At 34.0% G+C, this 26,056-nt stretch carries 23 protein-coding genes; 5 read left to right on the top strand and 18 right to left on the bottom strand.

Translation table 11 applies throughout. The annotated features are described in order from the left end of the window. Positions 1-36 precede the first annotated feature (36 nt). Positions 37-2,409, bottom strand: a complete 2,373-nt coding sequence (locus LNP23_RS11905) for a TonB-dependent receptor (RefSeq protein ID WP_230005058.1) — start codon at positions 2,407-2,409, stop codon at positions 37-39. A 229-nt stretch (positions 2,410-2,638) separates the two neighbouring features. On the opposite strand from LNP23_RS11905, the gene LNP23_RS11910 reads away from it, so the two are divergent. Next, positions 2,639-3,628, top strand: a complete 990-nt coding sequence (locus tag LNP23_RS11910; RefSeq protein ID WP_047775569.1) for an AraC family transcriptional regulator — start codon at positions 2,639-2,641, stop codon at positions 3,626-3,628. A gap of 83 nt (positions 3,629-3,711) precedes the next feature. Here LNP23_RS11910 and LNP23_RS11915 read toward each other — a convergent pair whose 3' ends face one another. Next, the gene (locus LNP23_RS11915; RefSeq protein ID WP_230005059.1) at positions 3,712-6,138 is read right to left on the bottom strand and encodes a TonB-dependent siderophore receptor; all 2,427 of its coding nucleotides are present in this window, start codon (positions 6,136-6,138) and stop codon (positions 3,712-3,714) included. 222 nt (positions 6,139-6,360) lie between these two features. Between LNP23_RS11915 and LNP23_RS11920 the strand changes: the two genes are divergently transcribed. Next, positions 6,361-7,524 (top strand): MFS transporter, encoded by a 1,164-nt coding sequence (locus LNP23_RS11920; protein ID WP_230005060.1) that lies wholly within the window; start codon positions 6,361-6,363, stop codon positions 7,522-7,524. Between the two features lie 167 nt (positions 7,525-7,691). On the opposite strand, the gene LNP23_RS11925 is transcribed toward LNP23_RS11920, so the two are convergent. The 4 genes from LNP23_RS11925 to LNP23_RS11940 form a co-directional block, all read right to left on the bottom strand. Continuing rightward, entirely contained in the window at positions 7,692-8,168 is a 477-nt protein-coding gene (locus tag LNP23_RS11925) for a DUF6265 family protein (RefSeq protein ID WP_230005061.1), read from the bottom strand. A gap of 447 nt (positions 8,169-8,615) precedes the next feature. Further along, positions 8,616-10,919 carry a type IA DNA topoisomerase gene (locus LNP23_RS11930; RefSeq protein WP_230005062.1) on the bottom strand — a complete coding sequence of 768 codons (2,304 nt, stop codon included), beginning with the start codon at positions 10,917-10,919 and terminating at the stop codon, positions 8,616-8,618. Between the two features lie 240 nt (positions 10,920-11,159). Beyond that, the gene (locus tag LNP23_RS11935) at positions 11,160-12,323 is read right to left on the bottom strand and encodes an FAD-dependent oxidoreductase (RefSeq protein WP_230005063.1); all 1,164 of its coding nucleotides are present in this window, start codon (positions 12,321-12,323) and stop codon (positions 11,160-11,162) included. A 60-nt stretch (positions 12,324-12,383) separates the two neighbouring features. Continuing rightward, a complete protein-coding gene (locus LNP23_RS11940) occupies positions 12,384-13,139 on the bottom strand; it encodes a helix-turn-helix domain-containing protein (RefSeq protein ID WP_230005064.1) in 756 nt (251 codons plus the stop codon). 275 nt (positions 13,140-13,414) lie between these two features. On the opposite strand from LNP23_RS11940, the gene LNP23_RS11945 reads away from it, so the two are divergent. Next, on the top strand, positions 13,415-14,206 hold the full coding sequence (locus tag LNP23_RS11945) for a DUF5995 family protein (RefSeq protein ID WP_230005065.1): 792 nt from the start codon (positions 13,415-13,417) through the stop codon (positions 14,204-14,206). Between the two features lie 154 nt (positions 14,207-14,360). Continuing rightward, positions 14,361-14,720 carry a hypothetical protein gene (locus LNP23_RS11950; RefSeq protein ID WP_230005066.1) on the top strand — a complete coding sequence of 120 codons (360 nt, stop codon included), beginning with the start codon at positions 14,361-14,363 and terminating at the stop codon, positions 14,718-14,720. 168 nt (positions 14,721-14,888) lie between these two features. On the opposite strand, the gene LNP23_RS11955 is transcribed toward LNP23_RS11950, so the two are convergent. From LNP23_RS11955 to LNP23_RS11975, 5 genes are all read right to left on the bottom strand, one after another. Continuing rightward, complete coding sequence (locus tag LNP23_RS11955; RefSeq protein ID WP_230005067.1) at positions 14,889-15,206, bottom strand: hypothetical protein; 318 nt, start codon at positions 15,204-15,206, stop codon at positions 14,889-14,891. 44 nt (positions 15,207-15,250) lie between these two features. Continuing rightward, a complete protein-coding gene (locus tag LNP23_RS11960; RefSeq protein WP_230005068.1) occupies positions 15,251-16,012 on the bottom strand; it encodes a class I SAM-dependent methyltransferase in 762 nt (253 codons plus the stop codon). Positions 16,013-16,123: 111 nt separating this feature from the next. Further along, entirely contained in the window at positions 16,124-16,831 is a 708-nt protein-coding gene (locus LNP23_RS11965) for a DUF6090 family protein (protein ID WP_230005069.1), read from the bottom strand. A gap of 185 nt (positions 16,832-17,016) precedes the next feature. Then, entirely contained in the window at positions 17,017-17,814 is a 798-nt protein-coding gene (locus LNP23_RS11970) for a DUF5694 domain-containing protein (RefSeq protein ID WP_230005070.1), read from the bottom strand. A gap of 522 nt (positions 17,815-18,336) precedes the next feature. Beyond that, positions 18,337-19,299 carry a S41 family peptidase gene (locus LNP23_RS11975; protein WP_230005071.1) on the bottom strand — a complete coding sequence of 321 codons (963 nt, stop codon included), beginning with the start codon at positions 19,297-19,299 and terminating at the stop codon, positions 18,337-18,339. Positions 19,300-19,707: 408 nt separating this feature from the next. On the opposite strand from LNP23_RS11975, the gene LNP23_RS11980 reads away from it, so the two are divergent. Beyond that, entirely contained in the window at positions 19,708-20,379 is a 672-nt protein-coding gene (locus tag LNP23_RS11980) for a hypothetical protein (RefSeq protein ID WP_230005072.1), read from the top strand. A gap of 170 nt (positions 20,380-20,549) precedes the next feature. On the opposite strand, the gene LNP23_RS11985 is transcribed toward LNP23_RS11980, so the two are convergent. From LNP23_RS11985 to LNP23_RS12015, 7 genes are all read right to left on the bottom strand, one after another. Continuing rightward, positions 20,550-20,984 (bottom strand): hypothetical protein, encoded by a 435-nt coding sequence (locus LNP23_RS11985; RefSeq protein WP_230005073.1) that lies wholly within the window; start codon positions 20,982-20,984, stop codon positions 20,550-20,552. A 173-nt stretch (positions 20,985-21,157) separates the two neighbouring features. Next, on the bottom strand, positions 21,158-21,487 hold the full coding sequence (locus LNP23_RS11990) for a hypothetical protein (protein ID WP_230005074.1): 330 nt from the start codon (positions 21,485-21,487) through the stop codon (positions 21,158-21,160). Positions 21,488-21,797: 310 nt separating this feature from the next. Continuing rightward, positions 21,798-22,232: a RidA family protein gene (locus tag LNP23_RS11995; RefSeq protein WP_230005075.1), complete on the bottom strand. Its 435-nt coding sequence runs from the start codon at positions 22,230-22,232 to the stop codon at positions 21,798-21,800. A 290-nt stretch (positions 22,233-22,522) separates the two neighbouring features. Beyond that, entirely contained in the window at positions 22,523-23,149 is a 627-nt protein-coding gene (locus LNP23_RS12000; RefSeq protein WP_230005076.1) for a hypothetical protein, read from the bottom strand. 164 nt (positions 23,150-23,313) lie between these two features. Continuing rightward, positions 23,314-23,943: a hypothetical protein gene (locus tag LNP23_RS12005; protein WP_230005077.1), complete on the bottom strand. Its 630-nt coding sequence runs from the start codon at positions 23,941-23,943 to the stop codon at positions 23,314-23,316. Positions 23,944-24,202: 259 nt separating this feature from the next. Next, complete coding sequence (locus LNP23_RS12010; RefSeq protein WP_230005078.1) at positions 24,203-24,649, bottom strand: hypothetical protein; 447 nt, start codon at positions 24,647-24,649, stop codon at positions 24,203-24,205. A 263-nt stretch (positions 24,650-24,912) separates the two neighbouring features. Next, the gene (locus LNP23_RS12015) at positions 24,913-25,734 is read right to left on the bottom strand and encodes a DoxX family protein (protein WP_230005079.1); all 822 of its coding nucleotides are present in this window, start codon (positions 25,732-25,734) and stop codon (positions 24,913-24,915) included. Between the last annotated feature and the right edge of the window lie 322 nt (positions 25,735-26,056).

Raw genomic sequence — 26,056 nt, forward strand, 5'->3', positions numbered from 1 at the left:
ATAAGCCAGCTTGGAAAAAAACTAATTTAAGTGGTATTAAAATTTGAAAGTAAGATTAGCAACTAATTGTCTTGTTGGCATCATGGTAGCCCAGTAATCAGACGTCCAATATTCTTTGTTTGCAATGTTGTTTAGTTTTAGACCCAATCTGATTTTTTGTTTTTCGTAAAAAACAGTGGCGTCCATTACCGTATATCCGTTTACTTTAAAGGTATTCGTATCGTTTATGTAGGTGTCACTTTGTGTATTACCTCCAAAACCAAAACCAAGTCCTTTTACTTGACCATCTAATATTTTATAACTTACCCAAAGGTTTGCTACATTGGCAGGTGTAGAATAAGGTCTTTTTCCCTGAGTTGCCGCATTTGTTTTGGTAAATTTACTTTCGTTGTAGCCATACCCTAATATAATGTGTAAACCTCTAATTGGATTTGCGATTAAATCTGCCTCAAAACCTTTGCTTCTTTGAGTAGCGTCTTGAATAGAATACAAGTTGTTAGTAGGGTCGGTACGGACTTTATCTTTTACTTCAATATCATAATAGCTTAAAGTTCCGTTTAGTTTTCCTCCTAACAATTCAACCTTCACACCACCTTCAATTTGGTTGGCTTGTTCTGGTTTGAATTCTGTTAATTCCGTTGGATTTGCAGCTGTAGTTCCTGGACCTACATTGGTAAAGCCGTTCATATAATTTCCAAATAAAGAGACTTTATCCTTAACCACCTGATAAATCAAACCCATTTTTGGAGAAACGGCAATCTGATTGTATTTCGCAATTTTGTTTTCGTAACGATCAACACGCACACTGGCCATTGCAATAAATCGGTCTGTAAAGTTAATTACATCCGATACATAACCGCTTAACGTTCTGAAATCTCGGATACCAACTACACTTGGAGCCGGCAAGGCAGCAATCAGCTGTTTGTATTTTTCCATGTTTATAAAAGCAGCATTTCCGTTGATTGCCAATGCAGGATTTCCGGCCGCAGCATCGTATGAATTAATGACCCATCTGTTATCGTTGGTACTGATGTAAGTATAATCAAGTCCGATCAATGCGCGGTGTTTTATACTTCCGGTATGAAATGTTCCAACAAAATTTTGTTGCAATTGTGTTGTTTTGAAAACACTATTGATGTTCATTAGCCTTCTTTGTAACGTTACATCACCATTGGCTGCGGTATTAAAAAGGAGGAACAAATAGTTGGCCTTGTTGTCTGTATAAGCATTTGAAAAATTGGTCTGTGAAACCCAATTATCAGACAATTGGTAGGTAGCTCTGGCGTAAATATTAGTGTTTTTTGACTCCGACTGTAAATCGTCTGTTGTATATGATTTTTTGAAATCAAAATTCAATTGATCTATATTTTTTGCAGTTGGATTCCCGGATCCAAGACCTATCCAGCTTGAGTTACGACTTCCTTTGTACAATTCTGCATCAAAATCTAAAGTTAATTTATCGCTTACTTTATAGGTAAATGACGGTGCAATTATAAAGGTGTTGCTTTTTCCTTGATCTTGCCATGTTTTTTGATTGTCCAGAGCAGCATTTACTCTAAAAAGCATTGTTTTTTCTTCGTTCAAAGGCGTATTAAAATCTATAGTTGTTCGACTTAACGCCCAGTTTCCGGTAGTGTAACTCACTTCACCTTTAGTAAATTCAAATGGTTTTTTGGTTACGCGGTTGATAAGACCTCCGTAGGTAGTTAAAGCAGATCCGAAGAGTGTTGCAGATGGTCCTTTTATTACTTCAATGCTTTCCAGATTTACAGGATCGCTTAAAGTTACCCAGTTGGTGTTCATTCCGTTACGGATAGATCCTGCTGCAGATGCACCACTAAAACCACGCATTCTGATGCTCAGACCAATTCCTCCTGATCCCAAACTTTGTGTTACATTATTTAATCCCGGTGCTGAATTTAATGCGCTTCTAAAATCAACTGCAATTTGCTCCTGGAAAAGTTCTTTTGGCACTACCGTATAAACCTGAGGATTCTCAAGATTACTAATTGGTAGTCTTGCAACAAATTCACTTTTCTTTTCAGCGAATTTTTTAGCTGCAGAGACTACAACAACTTCGTTTAATTCTTTTAACGAAGACTGAAGCTGAAAAGAAACTGTAGCAGTTTCTCCTGTGGTTACGGTTACTTCTTGTTTTGATGGTGTATGTCCCGTCATATTAATTTCAATCTGATACGTTCCTGCCGGTACTTTGTGAAAAAGGAACACACCATTTTCGTCTGTAGTTGCTGATTTTTTTAATTCAGCTATAATTACATTTACCGATACCGCATTTTGATCATCAGCTGTGATTACGGTTCCTTTTATCGAACCGGTGTTTTGTTGTGCAAATGTCTGCGTTATAGACAGACACAGCAGTATTGCCCCTAAAAATAGCTTGTTTAACATTTTTTTTGCTTTGGTTTTAATAAAAAACATTTTATCCTTATTTAGATTAGTTATAAATTGATAATTTTACGCAAAAGTAATGTGTTAACAAAAACTTAATAAACGCAAAAAGGATTAATATAAACGCAAAAGGGATTTTGTGAAACTTGCCTAGCCTCAGTTAGTTGCAACGGCTGTAAGGAATGTAAGCGCTATCTTACGCAATAAAAAAGTGGATAAAAAAGGGCCAATGAAAACAATGATGAGAAGTGATATCTTCAAAAAAGAAGTGGTGGTTGTAAATGATCCTATTCGATTTAATAAAGAAGATCTTATTGAGAAAAAAATCAATTTTGACAACAAAGGAATCAAAGGTGTAATCACTGATATTATGCTAAACGGAATTCACGTGGTTGCGAGAGATTTGACAATGGAGAATGATTCGTATGCGATTGAAGTAGAACATGATTTTTCTTTTGTAAAACTTCATATTGAAATGGAGGGAGATAACGAATATTGTCCTGAAGATAAATCCCAGCGTGGAATTTACATTCCGCAAGGACATTATAATTTATTTTATTTACCCAAAATAAAAGGAGTTCTAAACTACAGAACCAAAAGAAGAAGAACGCTCGAAATTACTTTTACGGAAGCGTATTTAGAGAAGTTATTTTATCCGAATTTAAAAACTACCATACCATTGCTGGCAGACGCAATAACAAACCAGACTTCATACGCCATGTGGGAAACCAGTAAAAGTATTTCGCCAAAACTAAATATTTTGATTGAAGATATTCTGCAATGTTCTTATTCGGGAGCGATCAAAAAAGCCTTTTTAGAGTCAAAAATAGTAGAGATTCTTTCGTATTTGTTTACGATAATTAACGAAGAGGAAAACACTTCAGTAAGTGTCGAAATAAGCGCCGGTGATTATGCAAAAGTTCTGGAAGTCGAGAATATCTTAAAAACACAATTCAAAGAGAAACTTACGCTGGCAGGTATTGCCGCTGAGGTTGGGTTGAATAATTTTAAAATTAAAAAGTATTTTAAATTAGTTTATAATACTACTGTTTTTAATTATCTGACAATGGTGAGAATGGAATATGCCAAACAATTGTTGGTCGAAAAAGACTATCCGATTTCTGCCGTTTCAGAAGAATTGGGATATAAAAATCAACATCATTTCACAGTAGCTTTTAAAAAGACATTCGGCTATTTGCCTAGTAAATTGAAGCAATAGCTTTTAACTTTAATAAAAAAACAAGCCTCGAAATCACTAATTGCATATAGGATTTCGAGGCTTTTTATTTAAATTGAAATGGATTAAAACTTATACGAGAAGCTTGCTACCAGATTTCTTGGTTTTTGTGGATTTACGGTAGACCAGCCACCGTTAAAGTAATCTTTGTTAGCCATATTATTAAGATTTAAAGCCACACGGAATTTAGTAGAGCTGTAAAAAACAGAACTATTTACAACCGTATATTCAGGAAGTACAAATTTCCCTGTTTTTGGACTGTCCAAAATAGCGTTTTCGCTGGCATAATTTCCTCCAAATCCTAAACCAAATCCTTCAAGAGTACCGGAATCAAATTTGTAAGTAGCCCAAAGATTGATCAGGTTTTTTGGTCCGGCCCAGAAAGGTCTTTTTCCATTTTCCAACCAGACATCACCGTCGTTTCCTTTGGTAATTTTACTGTCATTGTAGCTATATCCTGCTATGATGCTTAATCCTTTTATTGGAGCCGCATTCAAGTCAAGTTCAAAACCTTTACTTCTTGATTCACCTCCCTGCACAGTAAATGTATTGGAGCTTACTACTAAATTGGCAACATTAATATCATAAAAACTTACAGTTGCATTTAATTTATCAGAAAGAAGATTGGCTTTAACTCCAAATTCTAATTGATTGGCATGTTCAGGTTCAAAAGTTTTAGGTTGTATATCTCCGTTAGCATCAGTAGTACTGCCTGGAGCAACATTTCTAAAACCATTCATATAATTGGCAAATACAGCTAGTTTATCTTCAATAGGCTGATACAATAATCCGAATTTTGGAGATAAAGCTGTTTGAGTATAATCGTCTTTGTCATTTTTGATGTCGCCTTTTGTGTCAAAATAATCAACTCTCAAGCTGGCCATTGCCAATAAAGTTGGCGTAATGTTAAGTACGTCTGAAGCATAAGCACTATAGGTCGCATCTTGTTGGTTAAAGTTTTGTGCTGCTTCCTTAGAAAGAACATTATCAACCGATGTTCTGGTCAGGTAATTTGGAGCTAAAGGATCAAATTGTCTGACTTCTCCTTGTGCGGTAATATTGTACAATTTTGCATATCCTGATCCTGCATAGGTTACATTTCTTTCAAAATAATCAAGACCGGCCACGATACGATTGCGCAGGTTCCCAATTTTAAAATCACCTACAAAATTCTGTTGTATGTCTGTTGTACTGGTTTGGGACTGTTGGTCGCTAATCCAAAAAGCAAAATCTCCTTTTCCATCTTCGTTATCATAAATATAAGAGTAGTATCCGTTTGATTTAGAAGAACCTCGTGATAAAACCGTTTGAGATGTCCATTGATCAGAGATTTTATAATTCATCTGTGCCTGTAAACTAAAACGAGGATTTTTTATCGATAAATCATTGCTGTAAAAAGAAAGATCGGTGTTGTAATTTAATTCCCCAAGGTTTGCAAATTGCAGCTGCTGGTCTCTTCCTAAAAACAACATGGACGGAGTTGTTTTTTCTTCCTGCATAAACTCGGTGTTGATAAGGAAAGACAATTTATCATTTACCTTATAAGAAAGGGAAGGAGCTACAAACAAAGCTGTACGAAAGCCCGCGTCCTGAAAACTGTTTTCTGTTTGATACGAAGTATTGATGCGAAACAAAATGTTGTCGTTATCGTCCAGCGCTGTATTGACATCTGCCGTTACTCTGTTTAGTCCAAAACTTCCGCTTGTATACGAAACTTCGCCGGCGAAACCAACAAATGGTTTTTTGGTAACGGTATTAATAAGACCACCATAACTAACTAAGGAGCTTCCGAACAAAGTTCCGGATGGTCCTTTAATTACTTCTATTCGTTCTATATTGGCAGGATCAAGACTTCCGTTTGTTAAGCCCGGCAATCCGTTTACAACATTGGCTTGAACTTCAAAACCACGTAAAGTATAGTAAGATCCTCCATCACCACCACGTCCGGTAGATTCCCAAAGTTTTTGAATTCCGGGAACATTTTTTAAGGCATCTTCATAATTGGTAATGGCTTGCTCTTTCATTATTTCAGAAGAAACAACATTATAAACTTGCGGATTTTCAATGTTTTTCAATGGCATTTTAGAAACGTAAGTACTTTGCTTTGGAAAAGCCTTTCCTTTATTACTGGTAATTACAACCTCTTTTAATTGTTTGTTAGAAACCGTTAACTGTAATTGTAGTGTAGTAACCTGATTTTCGGTAACGATTATTTCTTGTGTCAGTTTTTCATAACCGGCCAATGAAATTTGTAAAGTATAACTTCCCGATTTTACTCGGTTTAGTTCAAATGCGCCATATTCGTTGGAAGTTGTAGCGTATTTTGAATTTTTTAAGTTCAAGTAAACATCTTCTGCCTTTTCGCCGTCAGAAGTTGTTATGGTTCCTTTAATACTTCCGAAAGATTGTTGGGCAGAAATAGTAGTTATTGAAAATAAGAATAAGAAGAAAACAAAAAGAATTTGTTGCACTCTGGGGTTTAGATAATTCATGGTTATTTAAATTAATTAAAATATCTTTATTTGGAATAAATAAAAACTGTGCAAATTTAAAAATTAATATTATTTTAACAATTGTAATTCTTTAAAATTTGGTGATGAAATTGTTAAATGTTGATTTTGCAGTAATTAAAGTAAGAATCGTCTTTACAACTGCATTAGGCAGGGATTAAAAAAGTCTTATTTTTGCAACTTAATTAAGTGCAGATACAATCGATGATAAAAGCCTATTTTGATAAACTTCGCCATTCTCCTAAAGGATACAGACTGGCCAATACCGTATTTTTTTTCCTGTCCGGATTTGGATATTCTTCCTGGGCATCACGGATTCCACACATCAAAGCACAATTACATTTGACCGAGGCCCAATTTGGAGCTGTTTTATTTGCATTCCCGATTGGTTTAATGCTGACAATGCCCTTTACAGGAAAGCTGTTAAACAAATACAGCAGTCGTTACATCATGCTTTTAGGAGCGGTGATGTTTAACCTTGTATTGGCCTTGCCGGGTTTTGCCGCTTTTGTGTGGCAGCTAATTATTATACTTTTAGTTTTTGGAGCGTCACGGAATATTTTCAATTTATCGATTAATGCGCAAGCTCTTGAAGTGCAAAAACTGTATCCAAAATCAATTATGACGCGTTTTCATGCGGTTTGGAGCCTAGCCGGATTTGCCGGTGCGGGTTTGGGTTATGTAATGGTAACGCAGCACATCGATCCATCTCAGCATTTGTTGGGTGTTAGTATTTTGATGCTGGCCGTTACAGCTTGTTTTTACCCGCTGAGTATTCATACAGAACCGGTTCCCGAGAAAAAGAAATTCTTTTCTATGCCGGAAAAAAACCTGATTAAGTTTGCCATGATTTGCTTCGTCTCCATGGCATGCGAAAACACCATGTACGACTGGAGCGGGATTTATTTCCAGAATATATTACATGCTTCTCCCAAATTAACCACCGCAGCATTTGTATTTTTTATGACTGCTGTTACCTTAGGACGTTTCTTGGGAGATTATGCTGTAACAAAATTCGGGATTAAGAATATCTTATTAAACAGCGGTGTTTTTATCACTGTGGGATTTTTAATCTGCTTTTTGTTACCTTATATTTATCCAACAATTTTTGGATATGTTTTAATCGGAGTAGGGGTTTCCTGCGTTGTGCCGTTGGTATTTAGTATCGCCGGAAGATCATCAAAATTAAGCAGCGGATCAGCCTTAACCTCAATATCAACAATAGGTTATCTCGGATTTCTACTTGTGCCGCCAATGGTTGGTTTTATCTCAGAATATCTAAGTATGAAATGGGCTTTTCTGATAATGGCCCTTCTAGGCGGACTTATGATTTTGATGGTTAATAAGATTGGAGAGGAAGAGGAGTAGAAGAGTAAAGTTGCTGAGGTACAAAGTTGCAACGACACAAAGACACAAAGTTTTCTTTCCCCATATGTCAGGCTGAGCGAAGTCGAAGCCCCCCTTTTATCTAACAAGCCTTCGACTTCGCTCAGGTTGACACATGGTACAGAAAAAAAATTTCACAAAAAAAAGAGCTACTTCTTAGTCATAATAAACCTTTCCGTAGTCAATTTCCCTTGTAGTTTCCCGGAAATCTCGGCTGTCATAGTATTATTGGCTCCTTTGGTATAAGTAATTTTTTGAGGATAATCGTGTTTTGGATTCTCAAAAACCAATTGTTTATCGTTTGAAATTGTAGAAGGAAATGAAACCGCTTTACCATCATTTTGCCCTTTTACGGTTGCTTTGTACGTTAAGGTTTCGCCTAATTGTGCCAAAACGATGCTTTCAAAATGGATAGTATCTTTTCCTTTTATAAAATACGATGCAGCGCTAAAAGTGCTGTCGTTTAGTTTTTGCCAGTTTTCGGTAAGTACACCATCCGGATTTTTATTCTCCCAATTTCCGATAAGCCAGTCGGCTACTTTGATTTTGTCTTTTTCTACAGTTGCTTTTTTCTGGCAGGAAACAGAGGCTAGAACAAGCGCTAAAAGAGTAATTTTCTGAAACATATTTAGAGATATTTAGTGTTAGATTAATGAGCTAAGTTAGTAAAAAAAAGGTTGCTGCGAATTGCATAATTTTACACGAATTAATCATGAAAAAGAATGCCACAGATTACAGGATTAAAATGATTTTACCCGCAACAGCATAGAAACAATTTGTGAAAATTAGTGTAATTCGCGGCAAAAAGAAATCACTTTAATCCTTCTAATCTGTGGCAAAAATATTTTCTAGTTTGGAGTTAGATCAATGCAAACAAGATGTTGCCACGAATTACACGAATTTCCACGAATTAAATTTTAAAATTATTGGTGGATAAATAGTGCCACAGATTACAGGATTAAAATGATTTTCCCCGCAACAGCAAAGAAACAATTCGTGAAAATTAGTGTAATTAGTGTTGAAAAGAAATCACTTTAATCTTTCTAATCTGTGGCAAAAAAATACTATTTGTATTAAACGCTTTCAGACAAAATAGAATAAACCAATTCTCTAGTTGGTTTATTGTCTCCGAGTTTGATTCTGACATCATCAAAAGTCACTTTAAAATCACAACCCAATTTATAGTCACCACAACCATAAGCGGTTTTTCCTTTTAGAATTGTCCCTTTTTTACATTTTGGACACGTCAAAGAATCTGCTGTGGTCTCTGATGTCGGCTTTGATGGTGTTTTCTTTGGTTCTAATTTGAGTTTGAAGTTCTCTTCAAAACGAATTAAACCCTCAACCGTTCCCGAATCATCTTTAAAACCTTTTATGTTTACCGTTGAGCCTTTTTGAAGCAATCTCAAATATTGGCTTTCGGTTATTTTTTTTCCGGCAAAAACATTAGGTAATACAAAATCACAACCCGATTTGTATTCACTGCATCCAAAAGCCGTTTTTCCTTTTATAAGTGTCGCTTTTTTACACTTTGGACAAACTTCTGCGGCAATTCCGGCAGCTTTCTTTTTTTCTACTTTAGCAACTGGTTTGGGAACATTGGCGACATGCGAGATATTAGCATGTTTGGTTTCACTTCGGACTTCATAAACCAAAGCTTCCACCATACGTTTCATGTTTCTAATAAAGGCGGCGGCGGTAAAAGTGCCTTTTTCGATATCTTTCAGTTGTTTTTCCCAGGAACCGGTAAGTTCAGCCGACTTTATCAACTCATTTTGAATGGTTTCTATAAGCTGAATCCCTGTTGGTGTTGGTAAAACCTGTTTTTTATTTCGAACAATGTATTGACGTTTAAAAAGCGTTTCAATAATATTTGCCCGCGTTGACGGACGACCAATACCATTTTCTTTCATCAACTCGCGTAAATCCTCATCATCGACTTGTTTTCCGGCGGTTTCCATGGCGCGCAGCAAAGTTGCTTCCGTAAACTGATTCGGTGGTTTGGTTTCTTTTTCCAGAAATGATGGTTCGTGTGGCCCTTTTTCACCCACAACAAAACTAGGTAACAAATCGGGTTCTTTTTCTTTACCGTTAGGATCTTCGAAAACAATTTTCCATCCTTTTTTTAAGATTTCTTTTCCGGTAGTTCTAAAAGTTACCTCGGCGGCTTTTCCAATTACTGTGGTATTGGCAACCAAACAATCATCATAAAACACTGCAATAAAACGCTTGGTAATAATATCATAGACCTGTTGCTGATTGTATTGCAAATTGCTTTGAATCCCTGTTGGAATAATCGCATGGTGATCGGTTACTTTTTTATCATTAAAAACCTTAGGTGATTTTTTGATTTTCTTTTCTAAAACGGGCTGAGTTAGTGTCGCATAATCCGTTAGTTTCTGCAGTATGCCTTGCACTTTCGGGTAAATGTCATTCGGTAAAAATGTCGTATCCACTCTGGGATAGGTGATTACTTTTTGTTCGTATAAGGTTTGGGCAATTTTCAGCGTTTCATCTGCCGAAAATCCAAACTTTGTATTGCAAAAAACCTGTAATCCTGTTAGGTCAAACAATTTGGGAGCGTATTCATTTCCGTTCTTTTTTTCAACAGAAACAATTTCAAATTCACTTTCTTTAACTTTATTCGCTAAATGTTCCCCATCTTCTTTTTTCAAAAAGCGACCTTCCTCATAGCTAAAAAGCACTTCTCGGTATAAAGTCTGAAGTTCCCAGTAGGGTTGAGGTTTAAAGTTTTCAATTTCTTTAAAACGATCTACAACCATTGCCAGTGTTGGGGTTTGCACACGTCCAATAGACAAGACCTGTTTGTAACCACCATGTTTTACGGTATACAAACGGGTCGCATTCATACCTAATAACCAGTCACCAATGGCCCTGGAAAATCCGGCGTAGAATAAATTATCGTAGTTGGCTGATGGTTTTAAGTTCTCAAAACCTTCTTTTATGGCTTCGGTTGTTAGGGACGAAATCCATAAACGTTGTACTTCACCTTTATAATGAGCTTCATTCATCACCCAACGCTGAATGAGTTCTCCTTCTTGCCCGGCATCCCCGCAGTTGATCACTACTTCGGCTTTGTCAAATAAGGTTTTTATGATTTTAAACTGCTTCTGAATTCCCGTATTCTGTACCACTTTGGTTTCGAATTTTTCGGGAAGCATCGGAAGATTGTTCAAATCCCAGCTTTTCCAATGTGGTTTGTAGTCGTTGGGTTCTTTCAAGGTGCATAAATGCCCAAAGGTGTAGGTCACCGCATAACCATTGCCTTCGTAATAGCCATCGTGTTTGGTATTGGCACCCAAAACGGATGCTATTTCTCGTGCTACACTTGGTTTTTCAGCAATACAGACCTTCATTTTCTCCTTCTAATTTGAAGGGGTAAAATTAGGGATTTAGAAATTGGTATTGAAGTTTTTTGCCACAAAGGGATAAAGGCACTAAGTTTTTTTGTTTTTTGGCATGTGAGGAGCTGGACTTTAAAGTATTTATTGTTTTGCGTTAAAGAGACTTGGATACAAAGTTTTTTTTTCGAAGAGACACGCTAAGTTTCTCGTATTTGGGCTGCTTTTAGGTTGGTGTGAAAGTCATTTTTGCTTTTAATTTTCTCCTTTGAAAAAATCTAACATTGTTTTTAAGGCGTCTTTCGAATGCATTTTTTCACCGTTTTCAAGGGACTCTTGTATTGCTTTTGCGGCTCTTTTGCGCATATTTTTTTCATAAAAAGAGAGTGCTTCTTGCACATTTTCATGTTGATCAGAGGTTAAACATTCACTTAATTCCAACGCATCCAGCATGGCCATATTGGCTCCTTCGCCTGCAAAGGGGGGCATAACATGGGCAGCGTCGCCAATTAAGGTGGCATTAGGCAAAGTTTTCCAAGTCTGATCTAAGGGCATGTAATTAATAGGACGAGGGATATATGGTACACTGACATTTTGAAATAATTCATACCAAATGCTGCTCCATTCCGGATATTCTTTTTTAAACCATTCCAGTATTTGTGTGTTGTTAGAAAAGTCCAATCCACTGTTTATTGACCAGTTTTCATCGGTTTTAAAACTGGCATAGAAACCAAGATTTCCGTCTCCTTTTTGTCCAAGTAATAGATTTTGGGAATCTCCAAAGGCCATTATTTTTCCGCCATTGAGTAAGGATGAAATATAAGGAGCCGTTTTTTGAGATTCGTAAATATTTCCTTCAAGCATTGTTATACCTGAATATAATGCTTTGATGTCGGTGATATAAGGTCGTATTTTTGAATTGGCGCCATCCGAACCAATTACAATATCGGCATAAATTGATAAACCGTTTTTGAAATGCAATAGCCAGCCTTCATTTTGTTTTTCCATTGCCATAAAATGACTGTCCCAGACTACCGTTTCCGGTTGTAAAGATTCCAGCAATATTTTTCTTAATGAACCTCGGTCAATTTCAGGACGAAAATGTTCATCGCCAAAATCCTCCTGACCATTTGTTTCGTGGTCACTGAAAAATATTTCAGCATGTTCGTTTACAATCAGTGTTTTGTCGGCACCGGGAAGAAAATTGGTTTTAAATTCGTTCAATAAACCGGCCTTTCTAATCGCTGCCAGTCCTGAATCGTCATGCAGATCCAGTGGTGATCCCTGCACTCGTGCTTCTTTATTAAAATCTCTTTCGTATACTTTTACATTTACGTTTTGCAATTGTAAAAGTCTTGCCAATGTAAGTCCGCCAGGACCGCCGCCAATGATCGCGACTTGTTTATTTTGTAGTATCATTTTGTATCGTATTCCGTTAATTTTATTCCGTTTGGCTTATCTGCCTCGGTCGGAACAAAATTATTGCTGTTTCAGAACGGATAATAGTACAAATCGGTCATCTTTATTTTTTAATAATTCACTTGGCACTACACCTGAGAATTTTTTGATCTCTTTGATAAAGTGGGTTTGATCCGTGAAGTTTAATTCGGGGTAAAGTTTGCCTTGTGCAATATGCTCTAAGGAGGCTTTAAAACGTAAAATTTTGCAGAATGCGTTTAAAGAAAGTCCAAACTGTTTATTGAAATAGCGGTTGATTTCTCTGCTGCTCCAGGCTATTTTTTCAGAAAGTTCTTTGACTTTTATTTCGCCGTTTGAAGCGTAAACCAGTTCAAATAGCTTGCGTTTTCTTTCGTCAATTTTAGTTGGTAAAAGGGTTGTTATTTTTTGTACTGCTTTTTTATGAAAGGCATCAAAATCTTTCAAGTCAGCGGCATTAAATTCCCAAAAATCCGGAGGTAGATTTTGAGCACTGTTTAAAAAAGCAGCAATAGAAGTTTGTAAAATATATTCGACTCCCAACGGTTTAAAACTAATTTTGAAAGCAAGGGTATGTGGCGGAATGGTTCTCTGCTCCGGTACTGTTTCCAAACCGATAAGCGTACTATGAAAAGAGTCTGATTGAGATTTCATAAAAAATAAATCAACTCTTCCATCAGGCATTAGAACGACTTCTTTTGCTTTATCAGACGGATTGTGAAACATTCCAATATTTTCTACAAAATCGCTAATGGATTGGTTCGGCAGAATGAATTTATAATAGAAGTCGTTGTTCATATGGTCTATTCTTTTAATAATGTGCCGTTCTGTAAAGTTGGAAAACTTTTGCTGGTATTCCAATTTTTTATGAAGATACATTTTTCCGGAGTGAGTTACCAACGAAATATTTTCGGGTGTATGGTAAGCTGTAAAGCAATTACATGTAATGGATTTAGTTATTATTTGAATATTAAAAGTAGAAAAAATAACAAGATAATTGCTTCAAAATAATAGGCTTTAACAGATTAAAAGAATTATATTCGTTGTTGCTAATTTAACCACAACCCACTACAATGAATATAAAACAAGCCACTACTATAGACGAGGTCATTCAGTTATTGGATGAGATAATAGAAATATCAAAAGTAGAACAAAGCGCTATAGGTTTGTTTACTATGTTGTATCGTGAAGTTACGGTAAGAATAAAAGAAGGCATCGCGGATCATTCTTTTCAGAACGGAGAGCGAATGGAGAAACTCGATGTCATTTTTGCCAATCGATATATAAAGGCTTATTACCAATATAAAGCCAAAGAAAAGCCATCCGAATGTTGGGAGTTTTCGTTTCAACAAGCAGAAAAATTTTGGCCTATAGTGGTTCAACACTTATTGCTTGGGATTAATGCCCATGTGAATTTGGATTTAGGAGTAGCCGCAGCTCAGGTCAGTACAGTAGATGACATCGGAGACTTAAAAGGTGATTTTGATAAAATAAACGGTATTCTGAGCAGTCTGGTAGGAAACGTCGAACAATGTTTAATTAAAATTTGGCCAACGCTGACGATCTTACTAAAATGGACAGGAAAAATGGACAACTTCTTTATTGATTTTAGTATGGAAGTCGCCAGAGATGGTGCCTGGAAATTTGCCAATGAATTTGTAGCACTTCCCGAAAATCAAACGGAAGCCTGTATCCAACTAAGAGATAAAAAAATCACAGAAATCGCTCGATTGGTTTCAAACCCCGGTTATTTTGTTAGTGCTATTTTCAAATTCATTCGTTTGTTTGAAAAAGGAACTGTGGCTCAGAAAATAATCGATTTGCAGATTGTCCAGCTAAAAAAGGTGGATTGTGCTGCTACTTGATTTTAATAAAATGAGCACAAAAAACGACAAGACATCATGGGGTGGGTACGAAGTCGGGAGATTTCGCACAACGAGTCTTGCTATAAAGAGTTTAATAAATTTCAGAATTCAAAGAATTAAAGAAAACATGAATCTATACTAATGTAAAAATATTATGAAATTAAAGCTGCCAAATAGAAATAGAATTGATTTCCAAGATATTCAATGGGGTGATTGGGATCATGATGGTTCCAGAAAAGTATTAGTTGGTGGTAAATTGTTTTCAGGATTTGTGGTATATGACAGATTTGATACTGGTGATATTATGAATGAAATTGAATACAAGAAAGGAAGTCATGTTGGTTGGGAAAATGAATATAACATAAGTGGTCAACTTGTTTATTCTTGTTTGACAGTCGGTGAAACCAGTTTAGAAATATACAAATATGATAATAGTGGAAACTTACTAGATCACTGGAAAACGGTAGGAGAGATATACTATCAAGAAATGGTAGCAAAATACGGTTTAGAATAATTGATTTTGTAGTGCAAAATCCTCTCTGTTGTTCGAAGTCTTCCGACTTCGAACAACGATCGTAGTATTGGAAGAACACTTCGAAGAACTGAGGATTAAATATGCAAGTTTTTTCCCGAAGCATAAATTTTTAAAGCGCATGCACTATCAAATACAGGACTTAAAATTTTATACATTTTTCTTTTTATTGATATCCCGAATTGTGAAAATCATTGCTAGTATTAATAACAAATTTGAAATAATACTTGTGTATCGATTTTCTTTTAAGTTGTCAAAGTTTAATTCACTTATGTTGAAAATGAGCAAAATTAAACTTGCAAATATTAAAAAGTAGGCTATGATTTTTCTATTCATATCTTTTCTGTTTTTTATTTCAATTTTTAGAAAACTTTTTTTTTCGTTGCAACGTAGCTGTTTACCAATTCCTTGTCCTACAGTCAGTTTTCGTTGGTTTACTAGCGGGTCATTTTTATACAATTCATTCAATAACCCGCTTTTTTGTCAAACGTCCGTGAGCAGCAGTTGTTTTGTCACTCTTTTGGTTTTATAGCTCTTGTCGCAATGAATGCAGGTAAAAATTCGTCGATTTTATTTTCTCCGCCCCAAGAGTCTTCAAACATTGCAGTTATTGTAAAACCAGCTTCTAGTTGTCCACCAATTTGGTCTGTCAAACTGTGTCCAAATAGCAATGCTTCCTTGTTCTTTTTCAACTCTTCTAATTCTTCTGTCGGCAATGAATGCAGGTCTGAAAAGGGTTGCTTGTAAATTAACTTCAAGTTTTTTTCGTCAAGCTGAAGTGAAATTGGATTCATCAAACCCGTCATTAAAATTCCGTTGGGTTTTAAAACTCGAAAACATTCTTTCCAAACGGGCAAAACATCTTCAACGAAGAGTATGGAGCAAGGATTAAAAATTAAATCAAATGAGTTGTCTGCAAACACAGAAAGGTCTTTCATATCTCCTTGAACAGTTTTTATGTCAAGGTCGAATTTGTCGCTTAGCGTTTTGTCTTGTAATAATTGCTTTTCGGAATTGTCAAAAATGGTTACGTCTGCACCCAAGGTCGCAAGGATTGGACCTTGCTGTCCACCACCGGAGGCAAGTCCTAATATTTTTAAACCTTTTAAAGTAGGAAACCAATTTTTAGGTACCGCTTTTTTAGGTGTCAAAACGATACTCCAATTTCCGTTTTTCACATTTTCCAATTCTTGGTCTGAAACAGGAATTGTCCAACGGTCTTTTTTGTCGACGTAATTGTCCCAAGCTAATTTATTATGTTTTACTATGTCCATATTATTTGTCGTTTTACAATTGATGCTAACTAGTATATATGTCTTATAAAACTAGACTGCTGCTGCATGATTTTAATAAAAACAGCATAAAAGACTACAAGATATCATTTTTTATTTAGCCTCTTCTGCTTCAATTTCTTTTATAATTTCTTTTGCTTCCTTAATTGCGTTTTGATAAGGTTCTTGACTATATTGGGTGAATTTACTAAGTCCCGATAAAACAATTTTTGTCTTCTTTTTCAATACAGTTGTATTAATATCTTCATCTTCTTTTCCGGATATTAATAAATCTACATATCTTGAAATAAGTCTTTCGTATGAAACTTCGACAATTGCTATTTGTGGAATAGTTTGCTGGTAATAACTCAAAATCTTATTTCTTACCTTTTGATTTTCTATAGTATTTATTTTTCCACTAGATTTAAAGCCTTCATAGCTACCATTATTTATTAAGGTATTAATGAAATTTGTACCTGAATTAATCTGTTTATGATTCGCTTCAATACTGTCTATTTTTTTTGGTGTAAGATGTAAAACAAAATCTATTTGTTTTTGCGTTTTACTTAATAACTTTTTTGTGTTTTCCAGGTTCGAAATGTCATTTTGTAAATCTCCTTTCAATCCCACTAAAAATTTTTGTGCATCTTTCTGTTGATGCTTTTCTTCGCTCCAAGAGTGAAGCCATATTGAAAGTGAAACCGCAAATACAATAATTAAAATTTCAGTAAATATTTCTTTTACTTTTTCTTTGAAGGAATGTTTTTTATTGTTCATCTCTGAGTATATTTTTTTTGTGTGTTTTATTATTTCGTCTTGCATCTTTGTAGTTTTGTAATTTTAAATGTTTATTCGTTATTTCTGTTGCTATAAAGTGACACACAACATTTTGCCACTTTGAAACGACTGAGAATTCGCATACGCTCCGTTTTCGGCTGAACGAAAACTGGATAAGAAACAGTGATTTTACTAAATTGTAACTCGCTCAAAATGACTGTTAGCGGCTATTATTTTAATACATCCTTAAGTTCCACAACATCAAAGTTATCGTTGTTTTCTAAAAAATGTTTTATTATTGGTATGTGTCCTTGTCCAAAAATTAAAATAACATATTTGTCCGAGGTTTCAACTTGATTTATAATATTTGAATAAATAGCAAGATTTCTTAAATACCATTCTGATACATATTGTGCTCCTGCATAATTTTTGCCTCCTCCAATCTTTACTAAAAACTTTAGATAAATGGATAAATTTCTTTTTAACTCTTCGGGTTTATTTACGTATTTTATAACTTCGGTTATGGTGCTTTTTTTTACTTTATTATTATAATCATTTAGCATTGCATTTGCCTGGGTCCCTAAATCTTTTAGTATATAAAGTTGATTATTTTCTTTTGCGGTTACAGCCATTAAGCTATCGTGTAACCCATAAAATTTGTCTATACAGTTTACTTGATTTAGTTTTAATTTTTTTGCTAACCTAAAGCCAATTTGTTCTCTTTCTGAAACGGTAAGTTTATAATGATCGGTTAAATATAAATGATACAAACTGTCGCTGGAACGTTGATTTTCAAATGGTCTTTCAATCATCACTTTAGTCGCTTTTGTCTGAGATAGAACATTTGTTAAGTCTTCTAATTCATTTTGTCGCTTAGCATTAAAAAAATCGTCCACTTTTAGTTCAAAACTATCTTTATGTGGGGTTTCAAAATGGATAGTTCCAATTAATAAAATTTTTGTTTTCTGAGTTTGTCCGAATGTGATAAGTCCAAAATTTAAAGCAAAAATTAACGGTAATAGTTTCATAGATTTTATTCTGTTTTGGTTGTTTTTTTTGGTTGTTGAGGTATTAATAGCCGCTAACGTTCTGACGCTAGACGAGGTTTGGAATCAAAGATGCGAGTTTTTTCCATTATGCACAAATTTTGTAAGTACAAAACACAGCTGAGTTGTAACGGCTGTTATGGACTGTTTTTTGCTAGATATTTTTCTTCTAAATTTATTCTGTTGGAAAAACATTCAACATTTGGATTTTCGAGAACATATTTCTTCTATGGTATTGTGTAAAGTGAACCAATAAGATTTCTTCCGGCTAGATCTTGGGTACTGTCATTAAGTTTTAAAATTTTTTCACGCAGATTCTGCGGATTCTGCGGATTTTTTTTATTCCATCCCGCTAAAATCTGCATGAGATTTTTTTGATAATCCTTAATTTAATGACGTTGAGCTTGTGCGCCCCGCTCATGACTTTTTTTAATGTTAGCCTTTATTTAAACTGTATTCACGAGCGGAACACGAATATTATTATTATTATTATTATTATTATTGTTATTTAGTAATTTTTTCGATGTAATTTTTTAAGCCCGTTGTTTCAACCTGAATATCCGGAGCAATTCCTTTTCCAATTTCACGATATTCTGTTTTGTTTCGATCCATTAGAATACCCGTTGTTATTTTTAAAATTGCATTATCAGAAAGTCTGAATTCTGAGTTATCGGAAGTTAATCCTTGTGTATTGCAGCCAATTATTTTTACGTTTTTTTGTCCTTTGAAACTGGCAACAATAAATTCTCCCGAGCTCGCTGTTTTTTTACTCGTTAAAATGTATATAGGTTTGTTCTTTTTTTTGATTTTTATATCCGGTGTTTGAAAGGTCGCAATTACAGTTTTATTAAAATTGATGTTCGAATTGGTGTTACTATAGTAGCCAATTTCTCCCGAATTATCTATTGAACCCACCACATTTACAGCATCTAAAAAAGGATAAATGGATTTAAACATGGGCGAAAACATTCCTCCATCATTTTCTCTCACATCAATTATCCAGGCTTTTGGATTTATCTTTTCCAGTTTTTTAATTTTTTTGTAAAAAGAACTCACGTATTCCTCCCAATCTTCCTGGTTTAGATTTCCAATGGCAGGAATGGTGATGTAGGCATATTTGTCGTTTATTATACTGTCTTTTGCATAAGGAAAAGGCAAACCGCTGTCCTTGTATCTTTTTAAATAAAATTCCACCACTTGTGGCTCATAAAAGCCCGAATGTTGGTCACCCAATTCATTCAAAATATTCTTGATAATTGGATAAGTGTCTTGTATTGAATTCGATTTGTTATTTTCAAGTTTGGCTTCAGTTCTTATTTTTGCCCAATCTATTTTCTTTTTGTTGACCGAGTTTTGTTCCATTATAGCAATTGCTTTTTCTAAATAAGAATCCGGTTTTGATTGGGAGAAAGTTTTAGTGGTGAATGTTAACAAAGCTAATAGTCCTAGTAGTGTTACTCTTTTCATTTTGGTTTTTTGGTTATTCTTTTAGTGTTAGTTTTTATCTAGATTGCGTTCACGAGCGGGACGTTCGCGTAAGCGGTGGTTTGAATCAAAGATGCGAGTTTTTTCAATTATGCACAAATTATTCAAGTGTAAAACCATCTTTAAATTCGGACTAAAACTCTGCTTTGTGAAGTCAGGTTGTGTGCACGATTGGAATGCTCGTACTAGCGGAGTGGGTATATCTGTGTGATTAGACTTTTTTTGTTTTGAAAAGTATTAATCTATATTTGTTCGAGTTTGTCGTGAGTATGTCGATTGTGATTACTTTTTCCGTTGCGAAAAGTCAAATGATTCAAATACTGTGTTTACGAACGTTGCCTTTGCAATAGCGGGTGGTATTTTATAGAATTTAAATTTTAAAAATAAAAAATGAGTGCAAAAGTAGAATATAAGGACTCTTTTGGTTCAATAATAACAGAACAACAAAAAGACAATTTATCAGAACATTTTAAATTAGTTTATGATTCAAATACGAATAAGTTAAAAACAACATTCCACTATTTTGGTAAGGGAGTCATTAATGAAGGAGTATATTATATGGATCCCTCTGAAAATATTCTTAATGTAATTTCGCAAATCGACCCATCACATCGTTGGGGAATTATGAATGACTTACAAGTAATAAACGGATATAATGTTTGGAAGAGAAATTATTTCGACGATGGAGAATTAAGTAATTTATATAGTAAAGAAGTTTTTAATAAGAATGGAGATTATGTTTCGGGCATAGGGTATGATAACAATGATCAACCGACTAGAGGGTGCTCTAAAAAATTTGATTTGAGTAATAAAAAGATGATTGATGAAGATGGAGATTTTGTTGGGGTATTTGAAGATGGGGATTTTATTCTTTTTGGTCATGGTAGTGATGGTTCTTTTAGTGCACATTCATCGAACTCAGATGTGTTTTTTAAACCTTATAAAACCCTTCAAAGCTTTTTAGAAAGCCAGCAAAATGGATCAGTTATGAATCTTATGACACAAGAAATGAAAGACTTTTATTTAAATTTTCATCCATTAGTACCACCATTTTTGACATAAAAACATTGTTAAAATTTTTAAATAGACCTCTGCTGTGTGAATTCTCCCGGCTTCGTGCCTGTTCCAATGAGCGAAGAAAGTTGTAGAGCAGTGTTTGCGAGTTGGGAGACTTCGCGCAGCGATCACAGTATTGGAAGAACATTTTGAAAAGCTGGGGTAGGTATTAGTTTTTATTTTAATTGTTCTGTAATTATTTTTAAAATGTCAATTGCAATTTTCTCATTTTCAATTTCATGTTTTGCTTTTTCTTGTTCCCAATTTTTCTTGATCCATATTATTTCATAATCACTATTTAGTTTTTCAACTTCAATAACTGTTCCGCCTCTTGTTCTTGTTGCGCATAAAATAATATCGCATTTTAATTTTGCAAATATTGGTAGTGAAAAAAATATTCTTGAATTTGGGTCGCCTTGACTTTCAATTCCAATTATTTTGTCATTTATTATTACGATAACTGAAATATCTCCGTTTTCGTGGGTTATTTGTTCAAAGTCTTCATGAAAGATAAAGCCTTGAAATTTTTCATGAAGTTTTTTATAAACCAATTTGATTGTTTGAGATTTTCCAACATTTGAAGTTCCGTAAAGTCCAATAAGTTTTTTCATATTTTTTATCTTAATTTTAAAAAGTACCTTTTAGGAATAGTTACACTAATAAAGTTATTTAACGCTGCTGTGTGAAGTCGCGCGACTTCGTATCCGTTTCAATGAACGAAAAAAGGTGTAGTGTAATATAGCAGTGTGTGCGAAGTCAGGAGACTTCGCACAGCAGACTGGTTTTATTCAGTTGGTATTCCCGCATTTTTAGCGTCTTCTTTTTCTATAGCTTTCCATTTATTATAATTCACTTCATCTTTTGCTTGTAAATATGCTGCAGCAACCAAACTTGCTTGTACATAAGTTTGCATTTTATCACCTCCATTTTTTGCTATTTCATATTGTTGTTCGGCATCCAAAGCAACTTGATTCTCTATTTTTTGCATATCGTTAGCAACTTGTTTATCCATTCCGCCTCCAAAAAAATACCATATAACTCCGATAAAAATTATTGCTGAAATGATTGTTTTCGCTTTACTTGTTTTTTTAGGTGTTTCCATTTTTGTTTCCATAATTTTAATTTTTACAATCTTTAGTTAATTCTCGTTTATTTATGTGGTTTCTGAACTCCACTTTTATTTTTCTATTGTTATTGTTTAGAAAGAGTGTCCGGTTTTCGATATTAGACCAAATTAGTTTCTGTTTTATATTCTTAAAAATAAATTTTCCCCACTATGCATGCCCGAGCAATAGCGTACTGACAAAGTAAGTTTTACAAGTAGAAAACAAAGCTGAGGACGTTTATGAGGAAAGAAAATAAGTTCATATTCAAACTAAATTTTGCGAGGCCTATCTGTTCGCTGAAATCCCAATTGAATCAAATTATTTCGGTAGATGTGCAATCAATTCAACCTCTAATTTTGCATTTGGTAGGTATAATTGTACTATTTGAATCCATGTAGCAGCAGGAAAATCACCATTATAGAATTTTTTTCTAACGTTATTGTATTTTTTCATTGTCTCTATATCTGTTGTATATAGATTTTCTTTTACAACATTTTCAAATGTGGCACCATAACTCGATAGTGACGCTTTTAAATCGTTATAGACAGCTGTGATTCCTTCAGGAGTTAATTCGGTTGTTACAGCACCGGAAATGTAAAGAACATTGTCAACTTTTAAAACTTGAGTATAACCAATATCGGTATCTTGTTTTGCCTCATTGTTCCAATGCCATTTTTCCTTTTTTATTTTAGCTTCTTGTGCAAAGTTTTTGGTGAAAATTAATAGAAAAGGAAGTAAAAGGAAATATTTCATAATTGATTATTTTTTAATTTAAGTTTGTTTTATGGGTTTATTTGGTTAATTCTCAAATGATGCAATGCGTATTTTATTTTGCTAAAAGATAATACCTTCTGCTGTGCGAAGTCTGCTGACTTAGTACCTGTTCCAATGAGTGAAAAAAGTTGTAGCGGAATATAGCAGTGTGTGCGAAGTCGGGAGATTTCGCACAGCGATCGCAGTATTGGAAGAACATTTTCAAGAGGCGGGAGCTGGGTATTTTCGGCTGAATGAATATACAAATAAAAACGATATTTCCACTAAAGTTACGATCTCGCCAAGTGGCTGCTATGTGCAATAATTCTATTTTTGTTATAGTCTTTTGGAAAATTCTCTTTCCCTTTTATCCACAAATACTTGTCAATTTGTTTTAAATCATAATTATTTAAACCATAATATTCAATAAATTTTTGAATAATCGATTTATAAGTTTCGTAGTCTTTCAAATCTATTTTGCTGAATTTATGAAACTTATCTTTTTCTTTAAAATAACAAAGCATTTTCTCAGCGAAAGAATCATAAATTGGGTAAATACTAGGCTTGTGATGACTACAATATTTTGATGCAAATGAGTAAAATTTTCTTTTCTTATCTCCTGGCATTTGAACTTCGGCAATCTTATTTACAATTTTTAAATCATTAGCATTAAGCTTTTCATCTATGTTTAATGAAACGATGTGTTTGGCTACTGAAAAAGGGGAGTAAATATTTGTGCTATAAAAATCATTAAGTGAACAAACTTTTATTAGAACATCATCTATATTTTCGTTCAGTGGATATGTTTGCGTAAACAATTTCTTTAAACTACTTTCTTGTAAAACATAATTTTCTAAACTGTCCCATTTTTTTAAACTACTATCTATTTCAAGAGAACAAGGCTTTACTAGCGTCATATTTTAGGTGTTGGTGATTACTATTGTATATAACGTTCTGGCGCTACATGAGCTTTGAAATTAAAGACTTGAGGTTTTTTTATTATTCACAAATTTTTCAAATACAAACGATCTTCAAATTTAGTCTAATACTCAAATCTCATGTAAAGGCTGTTAGGAAACGTTTATTTTAAATCTACTAAAGTAAAATGTCGACCCTTTTTCCAAACATTCCAAATACTTTCGAAAGGTTTTGGTAAATAAGTCAAAATAGCTGTAATTGTTTCTTCAATAGATACTTTTCCTAATCCTTCTAAACTTACTTTAGAAACACTTGAATTTTGTTTAGATGCTTGAATTAAGGCTTCAATAATATCATTAGCGCTTTCAATTATTTTGTCTTTTATCATTTCATCAATTTTAAATACTATGCAGTTCTTAAAATCTAAATTTTTGTTCAACAATATTAGTTCAGTATTTCCCGAATATTTCCAGTTAGTTTCATCTTCTAATTCATTTATAAATTTGGCAAAAAGAGTTTGACTAAAATTCCAAGGTATAAAAGTACCTTCATAAATTTTTCCATCTGGTAACTCTTCAATATCTGGTGCATAAGAAGGAGGTAAATATGCTCCGTAGCCAGCACAATAAAAATGCAAATTTTCACCTGACCTTAAATTTAAGTAACCAATTCTATTCATAATATCAGAATAACCTTTGTTACTAAATTTTGGAGCGATAACAATGCAAGCCATTGAATCCGAGAATTCTATTCTGTGTTTTTTTAAGTCTTCTAATATTGGAGTTTCTATCATTTCTCGTCGTTTTTTTTAAATGCCGCCCAACTTCTATATAAGTCTGGTGATATCAGACTTATCACTCCTTAATTGGAGTGCTATGTCTGAAAAAATTAAGTTTTTATTTTTCGAGCTATTACATAAAATCATTTATAACAATTGATTTTACATAAATTTTAATATAAAAACAAACATCGCCTTTAATTCAAATTAATCACCACGTATAAATACCTGATTTTAGAACAAAAAAGAAAACAAAAATTAGTATTATCAGATTTTAATCTCCTTTTTTAAATTCTTTACTATTTTGCGAATTGTCATCGAAGGATTGAATAATATGTACTTTGTTTTCTTTTTCGACAAAAGTTATTTTTTCATCATATTTTGAATTCCTCCATCGTCCATCAAGATTAGCCCAAAGAATTTTGTTTCCATCAAACTTTATTTTGTAATCGAATTTTTCATTGTCAGATTTTCTAATGTAGGACACGAAATACAATTCGTCTTTTTTTATCACTTTAATTGTCTTCGTTGGTTGTCCCATAATCGAAGCCATTGTATATCTGGCAATATCTTCGTAAGTGAAATTTTTTAAAAGTACTTTTTTAACTTTTTTAATTTCTTGAACTTGAGTTTTTATTTCTAAATCCGTTTCTTTTTGTTCTTCGTGTTTACAGCCAATGATTAGAATAATAAGAAGTGAAACATATAAGATTGATTTCATACTGATTTAATTTTTAGTTCTGGTTTACAACTGTTTTTCAAAAGTAATTACTTTTAATATCAGTACTTTACGGAAAACCATAAGTCTCTAAAAAAAAAGATTATACCTATCTTAGATGAAGACGGTCTTTTTTTAGGTAATCAGAAATTTCTATTTTCTTAAAAACTACTGCTATAAAAATACCAGTCCCGATAACGACCGAGATAGGAAAGACTTCGTAAAAGACACGCACAAATCAGCGATAAGACCGATTTTATATTGTCTCAACTAAAAGAGTCTTTTTTAGAACCATTTGTCACCGCAATCACCAGCGCAATACCACAAAATAGCAACGCAATAATGGTACGTACAATTTCATTTCCACCTTCTGTTGAGGGATTTGCAATGGCGTAAGGCATATGGAAGAGGAGAAAAAAAAGAAACAGCATGATTGCCAGAAGAAAGGTAATTGGTTTGATCGCTATTTTAAAAATAATTGAAATGGCGGCACAGATAAGAGCAACACCTGTAAAATAAGTCCAAAACATAGGTGTCGGTAACCATTTAGGAATCATGGTAGCGATAAAGTCAGCAAAAAGAAAATGACTGCATCCAAATAATAGGATAAGAAGGGAATAAAAAATCCGTCCGCATGGGATTAGTTTTTCTAAAAATGAGGTAAAGGAGCTTGTTTGGTTTTTATCAGAAACGTTCGTTGGAAATGAGCCTGCCATGACAAACGCACCACCGCTATAGGCTAACTCTTCGACAGCGCTAATCAAAATTTGTGGTCCTGAAACTTTAGGACTGGGTATGAATATATACGGAAGATGAGAAATTAGTACGAGGGCAAGAAAACAAAATCCTAAATAGAGGCACGTTTTTTTGGTGTCAACAAATTTGATTTTAAATAATCCTGAAATGATAATTCCTGTCAGTATTAAGGCTATTCCGGTAAGAATAGGGAAGATGTTAAAGTGATGTGCCCATTCTGGAAAAGGAGATAAAATTTCGGAACGAAAATCTTTGATAATAAGTTGATGTATGCCCAAAGCAACAATGCCGATGCCATAAAACAGACGACCGATTTTAGTAAGTTCTTTCATTAGTAGTAGCGTTAGAAAAAATAATTAAAAAATAGGTTTTTGGTAAGAATCAAATATATAAATTGATACAGAAAATACGGACAGAATAAAGTTTGCTTTTTACTCTTTTTTGTTAAAATAATGTCCTCTTGTTCTGAGTCTTATAGGAAAGTATAGAAGTTTTTCTGAAAATAATTGCCCTAGCCCTGATAGCAGCGGCATCCTTTTTAGGCAGTCAAAATCGTCTAATTCAACCATAAAATCGCTGCCTAAAAAGATACAGCGGATAGCAGGAAATAGCTCCTGAAAAAGAATATAAGTCTCCTAATGTTAAGTGAGAATA

This window comes from Flavobacterium cupriresistens (genome assembly GCF_020911925.1).
Lineage (GTDB): Bacteria > Bacteroidota > Bacteroidia > Flavobacteriales > Flavobacteriaceae > Flavobacterium > Flavobacterium cupriresistens.

Coding starts and splice junctions, on each gene's coding strand:
- LNP23_RS11905 (WP_230005058.1), bottom strand. CDS start 2,409: ATGTTAAACAAGCTATTTTTAGGGGCAATACTGCTGTGTCTGTCTATA.
- LNP23_RS11910 (WP_047775569.1), top strand. CDS start 2,639: ATGAAAACAATGATGAGAAGTGATATCTTCAAAAAAGAAGTGGTGGTT.
- LNP23_RS11915 (WP_230005059.1), bottom strand. CDS start 6,138: ATGAATTATCTAAACCCCAGAGTGCAACAAATTCTTTTTGTTTTCTTC.
- LNP23_RS11920 (WP_230005060.1), top strand. CDS start 6,361: ATGATAAAAGCCTATTTTGATAAACTTCGCCATTCTCCTAAAGGATAC.
- LNP23_RS11925 (WP_230005061.1), bottom strand. CDS start 8,168: ATGTTTCAGAAAATTACTCTTTTAGCGCTTGTTCTAGCCTCTGTTTCC.
- LNP23_RS11930 (WP_230005062.1), bottom strand. CDS start 10,919: ATGAAGGTCTGTATTGCTGAAAAACCAAGTGTAGCACGAGAAATAGCA.
- LNP23_RS11935 (WP_230005063.1), bottom strand. CDS start 12,323: ATGATACTACAAAATAAACAAGTCGCGATCATTGGCGGCGGTCCTGGC.
- LNP23_RS11940 (WP_230005064.1), bottom strand. CDS start 13,139: ATGAACAACGACTTCTATTATAAATTCATTCTGCCGAACCAATCCATT.
- LNP23_RS11945 (WP_230005065.1), top strand. CDS start 13,415: ATGAATATAAAACAAGCCACTACTATAGACGAGGTCATTCAGTTATTG.
- LNP23_RS11950 (WP_230005066.1), top strand. CDS start 14,361: ATGAAATTAAAGCTGCCAAATAGAAATAGAATTGATTTCCAAGATATT.
- LNP23_RS11960 (WP_230005068.1), bottom strand. CDS start 16,012: ATGGACATAGTAAAACATAATAAATTAGCTTGGGACAATTACGTCGAC.
- LNP23_RS11965 (WP_230005069.1), bottom strand. CDS start 16,831: ATGCAAGACGAAATAATAAAACACACAAAAAAAATATACTCAGAGATG.
- LNP23_RS11970 (WP_230005070.1), bottom strand. CDS start 17,814: ATGAAACTATTACCGTTAATTTTTGCTTTAAATTTTGGACTTATCACA.
- LNP23_RS11975 (WP_230005071.1), bottom strand. CDS start 19,299: ATGAAAAGAGTAACACTACTAGGACTATTAGCTTTGTTAACATTCACC.
- LNP23_RS11980 (WP_230005072.1), top strand. CDS start 19,708: ATGAGTGCAAAAGTAGAATATAAGGACTCTTTTGGTTCAATAATAACA.
- LNP23_RS11985 (WP_230005073.1), bottom strand. CDS start 20,984: ATGAAAAAACTTATTGGACTTTACGGAACTTCAAATGTTGGAAAATCT.
- LNP23_RS11990 (WP_230005074.1), bottom strand. CDS start 21,487: ATGGAAACAAAAATGGAAACACCTAAAAAAACAAGTAAAGCGAAAACA.
- LNP23_RS11995 (WP_230005075.1), bottom strand. CDS start 22,232: ATGAAATATTTCCTTTTACTTCCTTTTCTATTAATTTTCACCAAAAAC.
- LNP23_RS12000 (WP_230005076.1), bottom strand. CDS start 23,149: ATGACGCTAGTAAAGCCTTGTTCTCTTGAAATAGATAGTAGTTTAAAA.
- LNP23_RS12005 (WP_230005077.1), bottom strand. CDS start 23,943: ATGATAGAAACTCCAATATTAGAAGACTTAAAAAAACACAGAATAGAA.
- LNP23_RS12010 (WP_230005078.1), bottom strand. CDS start 24,649: ATGAAATCAATCTTATATGTTTCACTTCTTATTATTCTAATCATTGGC.
- LNP23_RS12015 (WP_230005079.1), bottom strand. CDS start 25,734: ATGAAAGAACTTACTAAAATCGGTCGTCTGTTTTATGGCATCGGCATT.